The following is an 18,846-nucleotide window of genomic DNA, read 5'->3' on the forward strand; positions in this document are numbered from 1 at the left end:
GGGGGGGGGGGCGGGGGGGCCCCCCCCCCCCCCCCCCCCCACCACCCCCCCCCCCCCCCCCCCCCCCCCCCCCCCCCCCCCCCCCCCGGGCGGGGGGGGGGGGGGGCCCGCCCCCCCCCCCCCCCCCCCCCGCTCCGCCATTTAAGAGGTTCCTTGGGTTCGACTGTCCCGGGCCATAGGATTGCCGTGGAGGCGCTCGCCTTCGTCCAGTTGCAGATTCAAGGAGTTGTCACCATGGCAGTCACCACCAGAAGCGCAAGCACCGTTTGGACAGGAGACCTGGCGTCCGGGTCAGGGGCGACCACCCTCGAGACCTCGGGCCTCGGAACGTTCCCGGTGACGTGGAAGGCCCGCACCGAGGAAGCCGAGAGCAAGACCAGCCCCGAGGAATTGATCGCCGCGGCCCATGCATCCTGCTTCTCGATGGCACTGAGCAACATCCTCAAGCAGGCCGGCCACGTGGCCGAGAAGCTGGAAACCACCGCCGAGGTGGACTTCGACACCACCGACGGCGCCAAGATCAGCGGAATCCGCTTGACCCTCGAGGCCTCCATTCCGGGGATCGATGCCGCTGAATTCCAGAAGCACGCAAACGCCGCCAAGGAAGGATGCCCCGTCTCCGTCGCATTGGCTGCCGTCCCCTCCATCACCCTGGACGCCCACCTGAACTAGTCGCCGTGCCGTCGGTGTGCCGACGCCGTGCAGGCGGTCCCGGCACACCGACCCAGGCGGGTCACTTTGATCCGGTCACCTGCCACATCCGCCAGGATCCATCGACGAATCGCAGGACCATGCGCACCCTTTGGCTTTCGGACTTCTTGGCGCTGGCGATGACCGCGCCCTTTCGATCGACATAGCGGTAGCCACTTTGCACGCTCGTCGCCTCGATGGTCGCCTCCAACGCGTTCTTCCCCGGCAGTACGGAAACTTCATTCAGGCTCGTCTTCAGCGCTTCAAGCCGAAGTCCAAGGTCCTGCATGCGGGCCACAACCTTTGCGTCCACTGCCAGTGCCGGCGATCCCACCACATGGACCTTCCTTAGCTCCTCCAAGCTCCCGTCCATCAGGCCACGATCTCGGCGCGCCGACAATTCCGCAGCCACCAGCACCAGTTCGCGACGCGTTTCCGGCGCTTCTTCCACATCCGTTTCACCGACACCCGACGGGGCGGCATACACTTGCGCCTGCGGAGGCCCGGCAATGGCCGTCTCGTTGGTCTGTTTGAGCATGCTGGTTGTCACTGCCGCCATGCCCACCACCAACAGCCCGATTGCCGCGGCCGCGGCTAGATTCCGGTTTCCGCGCTTCAATCCGTGGATTCGGTGTTGTTGTGCCCAACGCTGCTCTCCCCCTGCGGATTCGGTCCGTTCCTCCAGACCTGCCTTGACCTCAAACACCGCCCGCAGCCGGCGCGGTACCGGCTTCTGCTGGGCCTTGATCTGGGCCTTGCGTTCCTTCAGCATCACCTTGTCCGCCGCGGTCGGGTTTCCGGTACGCCGGCCTCTGCCCAGCAGCCCTCTAGCGGCGGGCGTTTGGCGCGTGGTGAGCATATGTTTGAGCGCATCCGGTTTGATTGCGGCGCTCAGCTCCACTGCTTCCGGCGTACCCGCAACGAAAATGCGTTGCCCGAACTGGGCCGCGCTCGGACGAAGCTGCGGATCAGGATCCAGCCCCTGCTCCAGAAGCTTCGCGAATTCGTCGTTGACTTCCGGAACCATGGCTCCCAGCGGAACCCTGCGGGCAGTGGCATTGGGCGGCCTGCCGGTCAGCAAATACCACGCGCAGGCGGCCAGGGCGTAGACATCCCGGGCTGGTTGCAGTTCGCCAGCACCTGCACCCGAGCAGGTTTCCGGGGCACAAAAACCCTGCGTTCCATACTCCCCGGGGGTCTGTCCCACCACCCGATGCGTTCCGAAGTCCCCCAGTTTTGGCTTCCCGGCGGCCGTAAACAGGATGTTCCGTGGGCTCAAGTCACCGTGGGTGAGCCCCCGGGCGTGCAAAAACGCCAAGGCTTCGGCGATCGGTGCCATGACGGTGATGGTCTCCCCCACATTCAGCGGCCCCCGCACCGCAACAATCTGGGCGACCGAGCCGGCAGGACAGTATTCCATCAGGATTCCCGGGCCGAGGGAGGTTTCGAGCATGCCAAACGATTCGACCAGGAACTCATGATCGACTCGCAGGGATTCGGCCTCTACGGTACTTCCGGGAGAGTCGTTTGCGAGGATCTTGACGACCAGTTCCTCATGCGTCGTGCTGTCTTGAACGACCCATATGCTGCGGCCCGAACCCTCATCCAAGTGCCGAAGCGTGCGATAACCATCGATCCGAGGGAATGGCAATGGCTCTTTCTGGGATTCCATGGTTCTTTTCTACGCGCAATGGAATTCCTGTGCTTAAGTTATCCACAAGCAACAATGTGTAGCCGATTCGAGGGCGTCCAGGGAAGCGCGTACTGTTGTCGCCATGACCATCAAATTCGAGAGAATTGGCCATGCCCCCGAGCTGGTCGATTACCGCGTTGCATGGGACATGCAGCGCCAGGTACACAAAGAGGTGACCGAAGGGGATTCCGGTCCCGTCGTTTTCCTCCTGGAACACGCGGCCGTTTACACGGCCGGCCGCAGGACCGAACCTGAAGACCTGCCGGTTGACGGCACCCCGGTGATCGATGTAGATCGCGGGGGCAAACTCACCTGGCACGGCCCGGGCCAGTTGGTGGGGTACCCGATCGTTCGTCTGTCCGATATGAAGGGCATCCGCGAATACGTTTCGATTCTCGAAGAAGCCTTGATTAACGTCGCCCTCGGCTACGGCATTGCCGCCACCCGCATCAAGGGCCGCAGCGGAGTGTGGGTGGCCGGGACAGACGGTGGCCAGGACCGCAAGCTTGCCGCAATCGGCATCCGCGTCGACCATGGTGTGACCATGCACGGCTTTGCCTTGAACTGCTCCAACGACCTGGCTCCGTATGCGCAAATCATCCCCTGTGGAATCACCGATGCAGGTGTCACGAGCATCAGCCTGGAAACCGGAACCACCGTCACCCCTGCCGATGTCCTCGACAGCGTTGAACAAGAGCTGGATGCCTTGTTGAGCCCTATCGTGTCGCTGACTGCTACAACCCCCGAAGGAGCCCGTTCATGAGTGCCGCACCCGAAGGTCGCCGCCTGCTGCGCATCGAGCAGCGAAATTCCGAAACCCCTGTGGAGCGCAAGCCCGAGTGGATCAAGGCGAAGATCAACATCGGCCCCGAGTACGTGGGCCTGAAAAAGCTGGTCAAGTCCGAGGGCCTGAACACCGTCTGCGAAGAAGCAGGCTGCCCGAACATCTTCGAATGCTGGGAAGACAAGGAAGCTACCTTCCTCATCGGCGGCTCGGAATGCACCCGCCGCTGCGACTTCTGCCAGATCGACACCGGCAAGCCCCAGGCCATCGACCGCGCCGAACCGTTCAAGGTTGCCATGAGCGTAAAGAAGATGGGCCTGCGCTACGCCACCGTAACCGGCGTGGCCCGCGATGACCTCGCGGACGAGGGCACTTGGCTCTATGCCGAGACGGTGCGCCGTATCCACCAGCTGAACCCGGGCACCGGCGTGGAGCTGCTGATCCCCGACTTCTCCGGCAAGCCCGAGTATCTGGACGAGATCGCAGCGTCCGCCCCCGAGGTGTACGCACACAACCTTGAAACGGTCCCGCGACTCTTCAAGTCCATCCGCCCCGCGTTCCGCTACGAACGCTCGCTGGATGTCATCTCGCAGGGACGTGCCAACGGCATGATCACCAAGTCGAACCTGATCCTCGGCATGGGCGAAACCCGTGAGGAAATCACCGAGGCCATCAAGGACCTCGTGGATGCCGGCTGCGACCTGCTCACCATCACCCAGTACCTGCGGCCGACCGAGCGCCACCACCCGGTGGAGCGTTGGGTCAAGCCACAGGAATTCGTCGAGTTGCAGCAGGAGGCCGAGGAAATGGGCATTCTTGGTGTGATGAGTGGCCCGTTGGTGCGTTCCTCCTACCGCGCCGGACGCCTGTGGGCGTCCGCGATGCGCAAGAAGGGCAATCCGATCCCGGAGGCCCTGGCGCACATTGCCAGCTCCGGCGACACCCGTCAGGAAGCTTCCTCGCTGATCAGCTCCTAACAGGTGCCGACATCAATGTAGAATTGAATCACTATGGCCAAAAACACCGATAACGCCTCATCCGAGGCTGCAAGTCCTAAGCGCGGACTGTTCTCGCGCAAGCCGAAGGCCGAGAAGGCCAACAAGGAACCGGGCCGGCTGAAACAGCTGGGCCAGGTCTTCCAGATGACCCGCAAGAACGACCCCATGGTCGTCTGGCTGATGATTCTGGCTGCCCTTGGCGTCCTTGTTGTGGGCCTGATCGTTGGCCTCCTGATCAACAACTGGATCACGGCGGTGCTGATCGCGCTTCCGCTGGCCTTGCTCGCCGCAACCATGATCCTCTCCCGCCGCGCCGAGAAAGCTGCGTTCACGCAGCTTGAGGGACGTCCGGGTGCGGCCGGGGCGGCCATGAGCGTGTTGCGTCGCGGGTGGATCCTGAAGGACGAGCCGGTCGCCGTGAACCCGCGCACCAAGGACCTGGTGTTCTTGGGCATTGGGCGCGCAGGCGTCGTGCTTGTCACCGAAGGACCGAACACCCGGGTCCGCCCCCTCGTTGACGCCGAGCGCCGGCGCATGGGCCGCGTGCTTCCCAACGTTCCGATCCACGTGATCAACGCAGGTAACGAGGAAGGCCAAACCCCGCTTGCCGAGGTCGGCAAGAAGATGAAGAAGCTTCCCAAGTCGATCACCAAGCTGGAAATCAGCGCCGTCGACAAGCGCTTGAGCACACTTGGCAGCGCGAAGCTCCCGATCCCCAAGGGCATCGACCCCAACCGGGCGCGTCCCAACCGCAAGCAAATGCGCTAGCGCCTAGGAACGGGAACCGTTAAGCAAAGGCGGGTTTTGGAACCATTTGGTTCCAAAACCCGCCTTTGCTCTTTTCTCGGTCCTGGCGCTGCGCTAGGCCTTCAGCGAGCCGGACTGATCAGATGCGTACCAGGATCGTCTTGCCGACCCGGTCGTGGTAGCCGCGCTGGTCGGAATCACTGAACAGAACCGGAATCACCAGGCAGAGCAGTGCGGTGCGAATGATCCCCGTCAAGGGTTTCACCGCACTGCCATCCAGGCCCTGGACTTGCATCCCGAAGACGCGGTGACCGATGGAGTGTCCGGTGACCCCAACGAAGAGCATCTGAGTGGCGGCGAAGATGACCAAGTTTGCGGTGGGGTCCGAATTGAAGAAGATCAGCGAGATCAACATCGCGATCCCCCAGTCCAACAACAAGGCCGCGACTCGCCGGCCGATGCGGGCAACCGAACCGGGCCCTTTTTCCGGGCGCCCCAAGCGCTTGCCGGGCCATTCCTGATTGCTTAATTGCGGCGGGCCCTCGAGCCACGAGCCAAAGTCTTTTCTTTCCACGTTTCCAAGCCTACCGGGGCAAACCACACCCGTCCGTGGTCCCGCCCTCATTTCAGATTGGGCATCGATGGATCTGGACACAGTGGACGTAATACGTGTGATCTATCCGACACTCTATTCTTGATAATCGCCGGGTGTGTAACGTAACGGAAACAATCGAGACACAGGAGAGTAATCGCTAGGGTCTAGTGTTGATAACACAGGAAGAAAAACGTTGGCAAACGTTTACGTCGCGGCACGCAAGCCGCCACAGCAGAAACCCCACACAGGAGTCCCTGACCATGTTCAAGAGTCCAGAAGAAGTCATCGCATATATTGCCGAAGAAGACGTCAAGTTCGTTGACATCCGCTTCACCGACCTTCCCGGCGTCCAGCAGCACTTCAACGTCCCGGCACGCACCGTCGACGCCGATTTCTTCCTCAACGGCCAGCTTTTCGACGGCTCCTCGATCGCAGGCTTCGCCGGCATCGCCGATTCCGACATGCAGCTGATCCCCGACGTGACTTCCGGCTTCGTTGACCCGTTCCGTCTGGAAAAGACCCTCGCGTTCAACTTCTCGATCATCAACCCGCGCACCGGCGATCCGTACCACCGCGACCCGCGCGGCGTGGCCGAGCGCGCCGAGGCTTACCTGTCCTCGACCGGCATCGCCGACACCGCATTCTTTGCCCCCGAGGCCGAGTTCTTCATCTTCGACAACGTCCAGTACGAGTCGAAGCCTCAGGGTTCCTTCTACAAGGTGGACTCGATCGAGGCACCGTGGAACACCGGCAAGAAGGAAGAGGGCGGCAACCAGGGATACAAGACTCCCTTCAAGGGCGGTTACTTCCCGGTCTCCCCGACCGACAAGCAGGCCGACCTGCGCGACGCCATCTGCCTGGAACTGGAAGCAGCCGGCCTTGAGGTCGAGCGCAGCCACCACGAGGTCGGTGCAGCCGGCCAGGCCGAGATCAACTACAAGTTCAACACGCTGACCCACTCGGCCGATGACATCCTGAAGTTCAAGTACATCGTCAAGAACGTGGCCGATGCCTGGGGCAAGTCCGCAACCTTCATGCCGAAGCCAATCTTCGGTGACAACGGCTCGGGCATGCACTGCCACCAGTCGCTTTGGGCCAACGGCGTTCCGCTGTTCTACGACGAGAAGGGCTACGCCGGCCTGTCCGATACCGCCCGCTGGTACATCGGCGGTCTGCTGAAGCACGCCTCCGCAGTGCTGGCATTCACCAACCCGACGGTGAACTCCTACCGCCGCCTGGTCAAGGGCTACGAGGCTCCGGTCAACATGGTGTACTCGCAGGGCAACCGCTCCGCCGGTATCCGCATCCCGATCACCGGTTCGAACCCGAAGGCCAAGCGCATCGAGTTCCGCGCACCGGATGCCGCTTCCAACCCGTACCTGGCCTTCGCCGCACAGCTGATGGCAGGCCTCGACGGCATCAAGAACCGCATCGAGCCGGCGGACCCGATCGACAAGGACCTCTACGAGCTCCCGGCCGAGGAAGCCAAGGACATCCAGAAGGCCCCGGGTTCGCTCGACGAGGCACTCGATGCCCTGGAGAACGACTTCGACTTCCTGCTCGAGGGCGACGTGTTCACTGAGGACCTGATCCGCACCTGGATCGAATACAAGCGCGAATACGAAATCAAGCCGCTGTCGCTGCGCCCGAACCCGTACGAGTTCGAGCTGTACTACGGCTGCTAGGTAGAATTCAGGGCTAAACGGGGTTTAGTCCGCAGATGGGTCCGCACGAGCCGCCAGAACGTTATTCACGGCGGAACGTGCGGACTCATCTCTGTCTGGCCACAAGTGGCCTTAAACATCCAAGGTTGTCTTTGCCGACGCGTGAGGAGCCGCGCCTGGACAACTTTCACATCAAGCCCCATGGCCAAGCGCTATCCGAATGGACGGCGCGGGGCTTTTTGCCTTTTCGTGGCTATTTCGTCGCGAGCGCGAGCGCGAGCGCGGCTATGCGGAGCGGGCAGGGGCGAGTATGGGCATTTGGTAGTTCGGTTAGTGAAGCCCCGCTATGCTGGTGCGGCGAGTTTCCTCCCACGCCGAACCGTCGTGGGTGGTAACCCGCACCTTTTCCAACCTAGGGTCTTCCCAGCCAGCTTTGCCCATTATGTCGAAGGAGAGAGAGTGCAGGTATTTCCCCCGCCAGTTGTTGCTTGAGAGCACAACCACCAAAACTCCCTCTTCGGGAGACGACCAGGAGTCTATGTTCCGGTGCGGGGTGCCCTCCATGAAGCCTGCCAAGCTCGCAGCTCCGTAGCCGTTCAGGAAGTGGTTGATCTGGGTGTCCGCCCAGGCTTGCGAGAGGTCTTCAGCTGAGGCTTCTTGAGTCACCGTCTCTACAACGGGTGGGCTGTAGACCTGAGGCAAGGAACTCTCGGACACGCATCCGGTGAGCGCAAGGGCCAACAGGGCGAGGGTAGCTAGTCTCTTCATGATTCCTCCAAGTGGTTTAGGTTGAGTCTAGGCAGGTGGGGCAATGATTGACCAAGTGACCACGGTGCTTGGTGGATCTTCCCGGTTAGGTACTCACTAGGCTGCAGTCCGCAACAGGTCTACCGACGGCCACTTTTCGTCCTTCCTACCCAACAGCAGAACCCCGGAAATCACGCGGGAATCAGCGGCATTCAACCCATGCCAATTACCTTTTTCCAGTTCGAGCCCTACTACGGCTGCTAAGTAGGGCGCCGGGATTCTCCGGCGGCCATTGAAAAAGTCCGTGTGGCTGCGGTTGCTTCATCACGAAGCATCCGCAGCGGCACGGACTTTTTTGCATGTGACATTGTCGGGCAGTGGCCAGGGCTACGTCGCTTGCGCTGGTGCACCGTCTGGCGGCGCGCAGTGCGGCTTTTGGTCCCGCCCCGCCCTAACCTGAGGTTACGTTAAGGAATTGCCTCGGAACCGCATGGTTCCGGGGCAATTCCCCTCTTTTGGCCGAAAACTGTAGCCACTAAAGTTTTCACGAAAAGCCTTCCAATCTCCGCGAGCAAGGTGTAATTTGTTGCCATGGAACAAGGCACCAAGGCCATGCATGTAGCCATCAACACATCCCGCAGGGTCAACAAGGCCGGTGTGGAGGTCGAATACCGGTCCGCCCTGGTGCGCCGGACCTACCGCGAGGGCGGCAAGGTCAAGCACGAGACCCTGGGCAACATTTCCTACCTGCCCGAACGCGCCATCCTGGACCTGAAGGCGTCCCTGAACGGCAAGAGAATGGTGGACGCCGATGCCCGGATGCAGATCCTGCGCACCCTGCCCCACGGACACATCGACGCGATCTACGCCATGGCCCGCGGCCTGCGCTTCGAATCCCTGTTGGGCCCCGCCTGCCGGAACCGGGACCTCATCATGGCCCTGCTGGCGGCCCGGATCTGCAAGCCGACCTCCAAGCTCGCCACCCTGAACTGGTTCGCCGACACCACCCTGGGCACCGACCTCGGACCGGCCACCACCGACGAGCTCTACGCCGCCATGGACTGGCTCCTGGAACAACAACCCCGCATCGAAAAGCAGCTCGCCCGCACCCACCTCGGACCCGAACACAACCCCGAGGGCCTCGCGCTCTTTGACCTGTCCTCCTCCTGGGTCACCGGAACCCACAACCCGCTGGCAAAATTCGGGTATTCCAGGGACAAGAAACGCGGCTGCGAACAAATCGAATACGGCATGCTCGCCACCCGCGCCGGACTGCCCATCGCCGTGCGAGTGTTCCCCGGGAACACCGCCGACCCGACCGCATTCATCCAGATTGCCAAGGAGATCCACGCCCTCTCCGGCGTCCATGACCTGGCCATGGTCGGAGACCGCGGCATGATCACCAACGCACGGGTCGAAGACCTCAAAAAAGACACCGACTTCTCCTGGGTCACCGCGCTGCGCAACACCGACATCCAGCACCTCGCCGAGGACAACGGCCCCCTGCAGATGAGCCTGTTCGACCAACAAAACCTCGCCGAGATCACCCACCCGAAATACCCCGGCGAACGGCTCATCGCCTGCCGCAACCCCGCCCTGGCCGCCAAGCGCGCCCACAAACGCACCAACCTGCTCGAGGCCACCGAGGAAAAGCTGGAAACCATCAAGAAAGCGGTGGAGGCCGGCCGCCTCAAGGGCGCCGGAAAGATCGGGGTGAAGGTCGGCAAGGTCGCCGGCAAATACAACATGCAAAAGCACTTCAACCTCATCATCGAAGACACCGCCTTCACCTACACCCGCAACACCGGATCCATTGCCCGCGAGGCCGACCTGGACGGCATCTACGTCATCCGCACCAACCTCCCCGCCGACACCATGGACGCCCCCGAGGCGGTGCGCACCTACAAGTCCCTGGCCAACGTGGAAAAGATCTTCAAGACCCTCAAAACCCGCGACCTGGGCATCCGCCCCATCCGCCACTACACCGAAAACCGGACCCGAGCCCACGTCTTCCTCTGCATGCTCGCCGCCCACCTCACCTGGCACCTGCGCACCGCCCTCGCACCACTGACCTTCACCGACGAGAACCGACCCGTGCCCGAGGAACCCGTCGCCAAGGTCGAACGCTCCGCCGCCGCGGCATCCAAGGCCAGCACCCGGAAACTCGACGACGGGACCACCGCCACCAGCTACCAAGACCTCCTGACCCACCTGGGAACCCGGACCAGGAACACCACCAGCGTCCCGGGCACCGAGCGGACCTTCGAACTGCTTTCCCTGCCCACGCCCCGCCAACAAAGGGCCATGGACCTCATCGACCACCACATCAAAAACCACAGAAAGTAGCCAGAGAACCGGAACCAAAAACGCCAGGATCCCCGACAATCCGGGGATCCTGGCGTTCTGTCTGCCGTAACTTCAGCCTAACCGACCAGCGAAGTGAGCAGGAAAGCGCAGTCTTCGGTGGCAACAACGTTGTGAATGGCATCGGGCAGCACGAACAGGCCGCCGTGTGCTATCGCCCGTGAATCGCCCACCCAATTCACCACGATCGACCCGCGCAACACTTGAAGGGTCGCAGCCTCGGGCTTTTCATGGTCGTTCAGTGTTGACCCGGCCAGCAGGGTGATCAACGTGTGGCGCAAGCGCCCGTCATTGAGCACCGCAACGGCGCTGCGGCCGTTGTTGGAGGCGGTCGCCTTCTCAAATTCCCTGGCGACCAGTTGGTCAAGTTCCGCGCTGGTGACGTGCATGGCTATCCCCTGCCCTTTCAAAGACGAACGCATGGCCCCACTGTTTCCATCAGCCTAGGCGGTTCTCTCTTCAAAGCCATAGAAGTGGCGTTCAAGAACCTGCCGCGACCGGCGCGTGGTCTTGAGGTAGTCGTCCTCCATGACCGAGGCCTCTCCCGGTGCGTACCCACACCAGCGGGCCACCGCTTCCATGTCGCGCCAGGAATTCGGCAACACGTCTGAGACCCGTCCGGTGCAAATCAGGCCCCCGCTGCGGATCCTGGTGGCCAGGGACCACGCATCGTCCAGCAGCGCCACCTCTTCGGCGGGGATGAGCCCGGCCTCGGCAATGGCCTTCAGCGCCGGGCGCGTGGAGGTGGTGCGCAACGCCGGGTGGTCCTTGGCGTGCTGCAGTTGCATGAGCTGGACCAACCATTCGACGTCGCTGAGCGAGCCGCGGCCCAGTTTCAGGTGCCGTTCCGGCTCGGCACCGCGGGGCAACCGCTCTGCCTCCACGCGCGCCTTGATCCTGCGAATTTCGCGAATCTGTTCCTCGCCCATGACCTGCTCGTAACGCAGGGGGTCGACCATGGCCATGAAGTCATCGGCCAGATTCTCCGACCCGGCCATGGGGGTGGCGCGCAACAGAGCCTGTTGTTCCCAGATCTGGGACCAGCGCCGGTAGTACTCCTCGTAGGAGGCCAGCGAGCGCACCAGCGGCCCGCTCTTGCCCTCCGGTCGCAGCGCAGCGTCGATTTCCAGTCGCGGTTCTGCCTGGATCGCCGGCACCATGGGCCTGCCCAACAGCGACCCGAGCGCAGTGGCGATGCGCAGCGACTGCTCTTGTGCACGCTGCTGGTCGGCCTCGTCGAAGGCCCGCTGGACGAACATCACATCCGCGTCGGAGCAATAACCGATCTCGTGGCCGCCCTGGCGGCCCATCGCCACGACCAGGAATTCTCCCAGCTGCGGGGTCGAGGCGTATTCGGTGCTCTGGGCGACCTCCAGGGCACCGCGCACGGCTGCCCTGTCGTTGTCGGCCAGGGCCCGCCCCACGGTGTCTTGGTCGATGACCCCGGCGCCGTCGGCCAGGGAGATGCGCAGGATCTCGCGGCGCCTGATCACCCGGATCAACCGGATCGCCTGGTCGGAGCCCAGGTTCCGCTTCAGCTTCGAGGAGATCTCGCCCCACAGCGCCTCGTAGCCCAGGGGCTGCAGTGACTTGTTGGATCCGAGCCAGGCCGCCGATTCCGGGGAGACCTCCAGCAGATCGGTGATGAAGCGGGAGTTGGACAGGATCTTGCACAGGCGCTCGGCCGCTGCGGATGAATCCCGCAACATGCCCAGGTACCAGTGCGACTCCCCCAGCGATTCGCTCAGCCGCCTGAAGCCCAGCAAGCCGGCATCCGGGTCCACGCCCTCGGCGATCCACCCCAGGAGCACAGGCAGCAGCTGTCGCTGCAGGGCGGCGCGCCTGCGCATGCCGCCGGTCAAGGCCTCGATGTGGCGCATCGCCGCCTTCGGGTCCACGTAGCCCAGGGCGCGCAGGCGGGATTGCGCCGCTTCCGGGGACAGGCGCACCTCGTCGGCCGACAGGTTTGAGGCGCTGTTGAGCAGCGGCCGGTAGAAGATCCGTTCGTGGAGCAGGCGCACCAGGCGCCTGGTGTCGCCCCAGCGGTCAAGCAGGCCGGCAGCGGTGGACAGCTCGACACCCAGGGTGGAGCGCACAGCACGCGCCAGGACGCGCTGTCCCGACTCCTTGTGCGGCATCAGGTGCGTCCGACGCAGGTTCACCAGCTGGATGCGGTGCTCGAGCACGCGCAGGAAGCGGTAGGAGCGGTCAAACTTCTCGGCGTCGTCGCGTCCGATGTATCCGGCCAGGCTCAACGCGGCGATGGCCTTGGTGGTGGAGCGCGCGCGCACGGTCTCATCCACCCGTCCGTGGACCAGCTGGAGCAGCTGGACGGTGAATTCGACGTCCCGGAGCCCGCCGGGGCCCAGCTTGAGCTGGTACGCCAACTCGGCCGGCTTGATGTTCGCGGTGACCCGGCGGCGCATGCGCTGCACCGATTCCACGAAGCCCTCGCGTTCCGAGGAAGACCAGACCAATGGTTCCACCATGGCCTCGTAGGCAGCGCCCAACTGCGCGTCCCCGGCGATCGCCCTGGCCTTCAACAGCGCCTGGAACTCCCAGGACGCGGCCCAGCGCGCGTAGTAGGCGGCGTGGGACTCCAGGGTGCGGCTCAGCGCCCCGTCCTTGCCCTCGGGACGGAGGTTCGCGTCCACCTCCCACAGGCCGGGTTCGATCCCGGCGGAGTCGATGGCCCGGGAGATGCCGATCGCAAGCTCCCTGGCCAGGGAATGGGCCAGATCCTCGTCCAGCCGGTCGCTGGAGTGCACGTAGATGACATCGACGTCCGACACGTAGTTCAGTTCGTGGGCCCCGCACTTGCCCATGCCGATCACCGCCAGGCGCAGGTCGGCAATGTCCTCGGCTTCGAAGCGGTGCCGGGCCTCGGCCCGGCTGATGGCCAGGGCACCCTCGAGGGCGGCCGCTGCAAGGTCGGCCAGCTCCCGTCCGACTTCCGGCATGGCAGCCAGTGCATCGGCTGCCCCGAGGTCGCGGTGGGCCAGGCCGAGCAGGGCGCGGCGGTAGGCCACGCGCAACACTCGGTGTCCGTCCTCGCCGAAGACGGCGGCCACCGGGGGGATGCCCGATGCCGGGTCGGCTCCCACGGCGATCAGCAGCTCGGCACGCAATTCCTGGGCGCTGCGCCCGTGCATGCGTTCCGGTGCGGGCTCCTGCAGGATCTCCAGGCACGAGGGTTCGCGGATGAGGAAGTTCGCCAGGGCGTCCGAGGCACCGAGCAAGCGCAAGAAACCCGGCGCGGTGCGCGGGCCCAGCGCCAGTTCCAGGGCCGCCGGGGCGTGCGGGATGAGGCGGATCAGCGCGAGCAGCGCCTGGTCCGGGTCCGCGGCATGGGCCAGGTGGCCCACGAGCGCCCGGTGGTCAATATCCGCCAGTTCCTTGTCGGCCAGAAAGCGCTTGGCGCGCTCCAAGTCGTCGAACCCGGCCGAAATCAGCTGCCTCGTCGAGATCTGCAAGGGCATTCCCCTAGAGGATCCCCAGGTAGCGCCGGAGTTCGAACGGGCTCACGTTCTGGCGGTAGGCTTCCCATTCGTCGCGCTTGTTGCGCAGGAACGAGGTGTAGACCTGCTCGCCGAGGATGTCTGCGACCAGTTCGGATTCCTCCATGGCGCGGATGGCATCGTGCAGGGACCCGGGAAGCGGGTCGTGTCCGCTGGCGCGGCGCTCGGCGCTGCTCAGGCCCCACACGTCCTCTTCGGCCTGCGGTTCGAGCTCGTAGCCTTCCTGGATGCCCTTCAGTCCGGCGCCCAGCAGGCAGGCGTAGGCCAGATAGGGGTTGGTGGCCGAGTCGATGCCGCGGTACTCGACGCGCGCCGACTGGCCCTTGCCCGGCTTGTAGAGCGGAACACGCACCAGTGCTGAACGGTTGTTGTGGCCCCAAGAGCGGTGGCTCGGGGCCTCCCCGCCACCCCAGAGGCGCTTGTAGGAGTTCACGAACTGGTTGGTCACCGCGGTGAACTCCGGTGCGTGGCGCAGGATCCCGGCAATGAACTGGCGGGCGGTGTCGGAGAGCTGGAATTCACGGCCCGCCTCGAAGAAGGCGTTGGTGTCGCCCTCGAAGAGCGAGAAGTGGGTGTGCATGCCGGAGCCGGGTTCGTCGGAGAACGGCTTGGGCATGAACGTCGCGTAGATGCCCTGCTGGATCGCGACTTCCTTGATCACGGTGCGGAATGTCATGACGTTGTCGGCCGTCTGCAGCGCATCGGCGTAACGCAGGTCGATCTCGTTCTGGCCGGGGCCGTTTTCGTGGTGGCTGAACTCCACGGAGATGCCCACGGCTTCGAGCATTGTCACCGCGGTGCGGCGGAAGTCCTGGGCGACGCCGCCGGTGACGTGGTCGAAGTACCCGCCCCGATCAACCGGGACCGGGTATCCGTCGGTTCCCAGCTCGGAGGAACGTAACAAATAGAATTCAATCTCGGGGTGCGTGTAGCAGGTGAAGCCCATCTCGGAGGCGACGGCCAGCTGGCGCTTGAGCACCTGCCGGGAGTCGGCTGCGGCAGGCAGTCCGTCCGGGGTCAGGATGTCGCAGAACATCCGCGACGTAGGCTCGGTCTCGCCGCGCCACGGCAGGATCTGGAAGGTGGAGGGGTCCGGCTGCAACAGCATGTCCGACTCGTAAATCCGCGACATTCCCTCGATGGAGGAACCGTCGAAGCCCAGGCCTTCCTCGAAGGCACCCTCGACCTCGGCAGGGGCCAGGGCCACGGATTTCATGGAACCCACCACATCGGTAAACCACAGGCGCACGAAACGTACGTCCCTCTCCTCAATGGTTCTAAGGACGAATTCCTGCTGGCGATCCACGGCGGGTTCCTTCCACAAACGGTTTTGGCGGCGGTTCCCGCCCCACTGACTCACTTTATACGTTTTTACGGCCGGGACACGGGAGGACAGCTGCGCCGAATGTGCATTAGTCTCTTGCCCATGAGTGCTCATCCTTCCACACCAGCAAATTCCCCTGCCACAGGCGCCGTTTCCGGACCGCGAATCCGTCTGCACCACCTGCAAACGGCGAAAAACGAGGGCCGGAAATTTGCGATGCTCACCGCCTACGACACGATGATGGCGGGCATCTTTGACGCCGCCGGCATTGAAGTGCTGCTGGTGGGCGACTCGGCGGCCAACACCGTGATGGGCTATTCCTCTACCTTGCCGATCACCATGGACGAAATGATCGTCTTTTCCAAGGCGGTGGTCTCCGGCGCCCAGCACGCGCTGGTGGTGTGCGACTTGCCGTTCGGATCCTACGAGGTCTCCCCCGAACAGGCCGTTTCATCGGCGGTGCGTCTCATGAAGGAGGGCGGTGTGCACGCCGTGAAGCTGGAAGGCGGGCAGTATTTCGTTCCGCACGTGCGTGCCCTGGTGGCCGCCGGCGTTCCGGTGATGGCACATATCGGCTTCACCCCGCAGTCCGAACATGCGCTGGGAGGCTACCGCGTCCAGGGTCGCGGCGACGCCGCTGCGGTACTGGTCGCCGACGCCCAGGCGCTGGAGGCCGCGGGGGCCTTCGCCGTGCTGATGGAAATGATCCCCACCGGCACCGCGCGCCAAGTTGACGAAGCGTTGCGCGTTCCCACCGTCGGCATCGGCGCCGGTGCCGCCACCACGGGCCAGGTCCTGGTTTGGCAGGACATGCTGGGCCTGGGCAGCGGCAAGAGTGCGCGGTTCGTGAAGAAGTACGCGGACCTGCGCTCGGTGGTGTCGGGGGCAGCGACCGCCTACCGCGAGGACGTGCTGGCCGGAACCTTCCCGGCGGCGGAACACGAGTTCGGGGACCGGTAGCCCCCCTACTCCTCCTCTTCCTCGTCTTCCTCGTCCCACTGCTCGTTGCGTTCGCGCACCTTGCTCATGGCCAGTTCCGCCTCGGCGCGCGAGGCATACGGCCCAAGGAGCTGCGACCAATCGGCCTGCGGCCCGGTTTCGACCTGGCCGGTGGTGATGTTGAACCAGAATTCGCCCTCGCCGGGCAATGCTCCACTCATCGGGATTGACCCACCTTTCGTTGACGCCACATTGACTCGATATGCCACCACCCTACAGCCGACGGCCGCCCGGGCAACGGCCCGACTCCTTGGCACACGGCACCATCGACCCCGCTAGAATGGGAACCATGCCTTTAGCAACAACCGCACCCATCGGATCCCTCGTTCCCGGTACCCCCACTCCGCAGCGAACCGTCCCCAACTCGATCCCCCGTCCCGAATATGTCGGGAGGCCGGCACCGCGCAAATCCGACGCACCGGAAGTCCGCTCCGCGGACATCATCGCCCGGATGCGCGTGGCGTCAAAGATCGCCGCGCAGGCGTTGGCGGAGGTCGGCAAGGCCGTCGTCCCGGGAGTCACCACCGACGAGCTGGACAGGATCGGGCACGAATTCCTGCTAGACCACAAGGCCTACCCCTCGACACTGGGCTACCGCGGCTTCACGAAGTCGCTGTGCGCCTCCATCAACGAGGTCATCTGCCACGGCATCCCCGACACCACAGTGGTGCAGGACGGGGACATCGTGAACATCGACATCACCGCGTTCATCGGCGGGGTCCACGGCGACACCAACGCCACCTTCCTGGCCGGGAACGTCGACGAGGAATCGCGGCTGCTGGTCGAGCGCACCGAGGAATCCCTGCGACGGGCCATCAAGTCCGTCATGCCGGGCCGGGAAATCAACGTCATCGGCCGCACCATCTCCGCCTACGCAAAACGCTTCGGCTATGGCGTGGTGCGGGACTTCACCGGGCACGGCGTGGCAGAATCCTTCCATACCGGGTTGATCATCCCGCACTACGATGCGGCACCGGCCTACAGCCAGCTGATCGAACCGGGCATGACGTTCACCATCGAACCCATGCTCACCCTGGGCACCATCGAGTGGGACATGTGGGACGACGGCTGGACCGCCACCACCAAGGACCGCAAGCGCACGGCACAATTTGAACACACACTGCTCGTCAACGAGGACGGCGCCGAAATCCTGACCCTGGCCTAACCCCAGGGACCCCGTTCTAGCCCCCTCCTTAGAGAAAGAGCCCGACCCGCATGTCTGAACGCGCACTGAACCCATCGCCCACGGCCATTGGCATCGACATCGGCGGCACCGGCATCAAGGGCGGCATCGTCGACCTCGTAACCGGAAAGCTGATCGGCGAACGCGTCCGCATCGACACCCCGAAGCCTGCGACCCCGGCCGCGGTGGCCGAGGTGGTTGCGCAGATCGTCGCCCAGCTCGATGAGCGGGACGGGGCTCCCGGGGCGCAGACCCCCGTCGGCGTCACGTTCCCCGCCATCATCCACCACGGAGTGGCCCGCTCGGCCGCCAACGTGGACAAGTCATGGATCGGCACCGACGTTGATGCGCTGTTCACCGCGCAACTGGGGCGCCCGGTCCATGTCATGAACGACGCCGACGCCGCGGGCCTGGCCGAGGCGCGTTACGGTGCCGGGGCGGGCGTGGGAGGTTCGGTGCTGGTGATCACCCTGGGCACCGGCATCGGCTCGGCGCTGATCCACAACGGCGTGCTGGTTCCCAACGTGGAGCTGGGCCACCTGGAGATCGATTCGGCGGTCGCCGAGACCCGCGCCTCGGCCGCGGCGCGCGAGCGCGAGGACCTGGGCTGGGACGAATACGCGGTGCGATTGCAGCGCTTCTTCTCCCACGTGGAGTTCCTCTTCTCCCCCTCGCTGTTCATCATCGGCGGCGGCATTTCCAAGCGTGCGGACGACTACCTGCCCCAGCTTTCGCTTTCCACCCCGATCACCGTGGCGAAGTCGAAGAACAACGCCGGCATCGTCGGGGCCGCCCTGCAGCAGTCGGGCCTTTCCTAGCCGGTTCCCGAAAGGGGGACGCCAATGGCGGGCCGCCTGCATCCCGAATCGGGAAGCAGGCGGCCCGCCATTGGTCTCGATTGCCTTGGTTGCGCAGCGGCGGATCGGGTCCTAGCGCGCGCCCAGCGGACGCTGGTGGCCCGAGGGCCGGGTGTCGCGTTCGGCCCGCAACTTCGCGATGGCCCCTTCGAAGTCCTCCAGGGACTTGAAATCCTGGTAGACGCTGGCGAAGCGCAGGTAGGCGACCTCGTCGAGTCGCTGCAGCGGCGTGAGGATCGCCAGGCCGACTTCGCGGGCGTTGATTTCCGCGGCGCCGCTGGAACGAACCGCCTCTTCAACCTCCTGGGCCAACAATGCGAGGTCGTCGTCGGTGACGGGACGCCCCTGGCACGCCTTGCGCACCCCGTTGATGACCTTGGCACGGCTGAACGGCTCGGCCACCCCGGAACGCTTGAGCACGTTCAGGCTGGTGGTTTCCGCAGTGCTGAACCGGCGGCCGCATTCGGCGCATTGCCGGCGGCGGCGAATCGCGGTGCCGTCGTCGGTCAGTCGGCTATCCACGACGCGTGAATCGGTGTGCCTGCAGTAGGGACAGTACATGGCACCCCTTCCTCGGGTCTCGTTCATGCAAAGCACATGCGTGCTCGGGATTAGTTTAGGGCCACATATAGCGTAGTCACAACAATGTCATTACCATATGTTGTGGTCTTTGCCACACCCTG

Annotated in this window: 17 protein-coding genes; 9 read left to right on the forward strand and 8 right to left on the reverse strand. The window is 64.2% G+C overall.

Features of this window, described 5'->3' with window-relative positions; genetic code table 11:
- The first annotated feature begins 234 nt into the window (after positions 1-234).
- Positions 235-672, forward strand: a complete 438-nt coding sequence (locus Q2T94_RS00005; RefSeq protein WP_264270627.1) for an OsmC family peroxiredoxin — start codon at positions 235-237, stop codon at positions 670-672.
- Between the two features lie 61 nt (positions 673-733).
- Here the strand turns inward: Q2T94_RS00005 and Q2T94_RS00010 are convergent, their stop codons facing one another.
- On the reverse strand, positions 734-2,362 hold the full coding sequence (locus Q2T94_RS00010) for a serine/threonine protein kinase (RefSeq protein ID WP_302262428.1): 1,629 nt from the start codon (positions 2,360-2,362) through the stop codon (positions 734-736).
- A 103-nt stretch (positions 2,363-2,465) separates the two neighbouring features.
- On the opposite strand from Q2T94_RS00010, the gene lipB reads away from it, so the two are divergent.
- The 3 genes from lipB to Q2T94_RS00025 are packed head-to-tail and all read left to right on the forward strand — an operon-like array spanning position 2,466 to position 4,933.
- Positions 2,466-3,146: a lipoyl(octanoyl) transferase LipB gene (gene lipB, locus Q2T94_RS00015; protein WP_264270625.1), complete on the forward strand. Its 681-nt coding sequence runs from the start codon at positions 2,466-2,468 to the stop codon at positions 3,144-3,146.
- Positions 3,143-4,144: a lipoyl synthase gene (gene lipA / locus Q2T94_RS00020; protein WP_264270624.1), complete on the forward strand. Its 1,002-nt coding sequence runs from the start codon at positions 3,143-3,145 to the stop codon at positions 4,142-4,144. Before lipB ends, lipA begins: the two co-directional genes overlap by 4 nt.
- A gap of 33 nt (positions 4,145-4,177) precedes the next feature.
- Positions 4,178-4,933, forward strand: coding sequence for a DUF4191 domain-containing protein (locus Q2T94_RS00025; protein ID WP_264270623.1), 756 nt, complete (start codon positions 4,178-4,180; stop codon positions 4,931-4,933).
- 118 nt (positions 4,934-5,051) lie between these two features.
- Here the strand turns inward: Q2T94_RS00025 and Q2T94_RS00030 are convergent, their stop codons facing one another.
- Entirely contained in the window at positions 5,052-5,486 is a 435-nt protein-coding gene (locus Q2T94_RS00030) for an RDD family protein (RefSeq protein WP_372342932.1), read from the reverse strand.
- 281 nt (positions 5,487-5,767) lie between these two features.
- Between Q2T94_RS00030 and glnA (Q2T94_RS00035) the strand changes: the two genes are divergently transcribed.
- The gene (gene glnA / locus Q2T94_RS00035) at positions 5,768-7,192 is read left to right on the forward strand and encodes a type I glutamate--ammonia ligase (protein ID WP_264270621.1); all 1,425 of its coding nucleotides are present in this window, start codon (positions 5,768-5,770) and stop codon (positions 7,190-7,192) included.
- A gap of 309 nt (positions 7,193-7,501) precedes the next feature.
- Here glnA (Q2T94_RS00035) and Q2T94_RS00040 read toward each other — a convergent pair whose 3' ends face one another.
- Positions 7,502-7,939, reverse strand: coding sequence for a hypothetical protein (locus Q2T94_RS00040; protein ID WP_302262430.1), 438 nt, complete (start codon positions 7,937-7,939; stop codon positions 7,502-7,504).
- Positions 7,940-8,509: 570 nt separating this feature from the next.
- On the opposite strand from Q2T94_RS00040, the gene Q2T94_RS00045 reads away from it, so the two are divergent.
- On the forward strand, positions 8,510-10,264 hold the full coding sequence (locus tag Q2T94_RS00045; RefSeq protein ID WP_302262431.1) for an IS1634 family transposase: 1,755 nt from the start codon (positions 8,510-8,512) through the stop codon (positions 10,262-10,264).
- Between the two features lie 77 nt (positions 10,265-10,341).
- On the opposite strand, the gene Q2T94_RS00050 is transcribed toward Q2T94_RS00045, so the two are convergent.
- From Q2T94_RS00050 to glnA (Q2T94_RS00060), 3 genes are read right to left on the reverse strand one after another with little or no spacing between them, the layout of a single operon-like run.
- A complete protein-coding gene (locus Q2T94_RS00050; protein WP_302262432.1) occupies positions 10,342-10,671 on the reverse strand; it encodes a cupin domain-containing protein in 330 nt (109 codons plus the stop codon).
- A 54-nt stretch (positions 10,672-10,725) separates the two neighbouring features.
- Positions 10,726-13,761: a bifunctional [glutamine synthetase] adenylyltransferase/[glutamine synthetase]-adenylyl-L-tyrosine phosphorylase gene (locus Q2T94_RS00055; protein ID WP_302262433.1), complete on the reverse strand. Its 3,036-nt coding sequence runs from the start codon at positions 13,759-13,761 to the stop codon at positions 10,726-10,728.
- Between the two features lie 4 nt (positions 13,762-13,765).
- Positions 13,766-15,106 carry a type I glutamate--ammonia ligase gene (glnA, locus tag Q2T94_RS00060; RefSeq protein ID WP_264270617.1) on the reverse strand — a complete coding sequence of 447 codons (1,341 nt, stop codon included), beginning with the start codon at positions 15,104-15,106 and terminating at the stop codon, positions 13,766-13,768.
- 120 nt (positions 15,107-15,226) lie between these two features.
- Between glnA (Q2T94_RS00060) and panB the strand changes: the two genes are divergently transcribed.
- Positions 15,227-16,084, forward strand: coding sequence for a 3-methyl-2-oxobutanoate hydroxymethyltransferase (gene panB, locus Q2T94_RS00065; RefSeq protein ID WP_302262434.1), 858 nt, complete (start codon positions 15,227-15,229; stop codon positions 16,082-16,084).
- A 5-nt stretch (positions 16,085-16,089) separates the two neighbouring features.
- Here panB and Q2T94_RS00070 read toward each other — a convergent pair whose 3' ends face one another.
- Positions 16,090-16,284, reverse strand: a complete 195-nt coding sequence (locus Q2T94_RS00070) for an SPOR domain-containing protein (RefSeq protein WP_264270615.1) — start codon at positions 16,282-16,284, stop codon at positions 16,090-16,092.
- A 128-nt stretch (positions 16,285-16,412) separates the two neighbouring features.
- Here Q2T94_RS00070 and map point away from each other — a divergent pair, with 128 nt between their 5' ends.
- Both map and ppgK read left to right on the forward strand, forming a co-directional pair.
- Positions 16,413-17,288 carry a type I methionyl aminopeptidase gene (map, locus tag Q2T94_RS00075; RefSeq protein ID WP_264270614.1) on the forward strand — a complete coding sequence of 292 codons (876 nt, stop codon included), beginning with the start codon at positions 16,413-16,415 and terminating at the stop codon, positions 17,286-17,288.
- Positions 17,289-17,338: 50 nt separating this feature from the next.
- Positions 17,339-18,124 (forward strand): polyphosphate--glucose phosphotransferase, encoded by a 786-nt coding sequence (gene ppgK / locus Q2T94_RS00080; protein WP_264270613.1) that lies wholly within the window; start codon positions 17,339-17,341, stop codon positions 18,122-18,124.
- Between the two features lie 111 nt (positions 18,125-18,235).
- Here the strand turns inward: ppgK and nrdR are convergent, their stop codons facing one another.
- Positions 18,236-18,724 carry a transcriptional regulator NrdR gene (gene nrdR, locus Q2T94_RS00085; protein ID WP_264270689.1) on the reverse strand — a complete coding sequence of 163 codons (489 nt, stop codon included), beginning with the start codon at positions 18,722-18,724 and terminating at the stop codon, positions 18,236-18,238.
- Between the last annotated feature and the right edge of the window lie 122 nt (positions 18,725-18,846).

The sequence above is a fragment of the Paeniglutamicibacter sulfureus genome (assembly GCF_030512175.1).
In the GTDB taxonomy this organism is placed as follows: Bacteria; Actinomycetota; Actinomycetes; order Actinomycetales; family Micrococcaceae; genus Paeniglutamicibacter; species Paeniglutamicibacter sulfureus.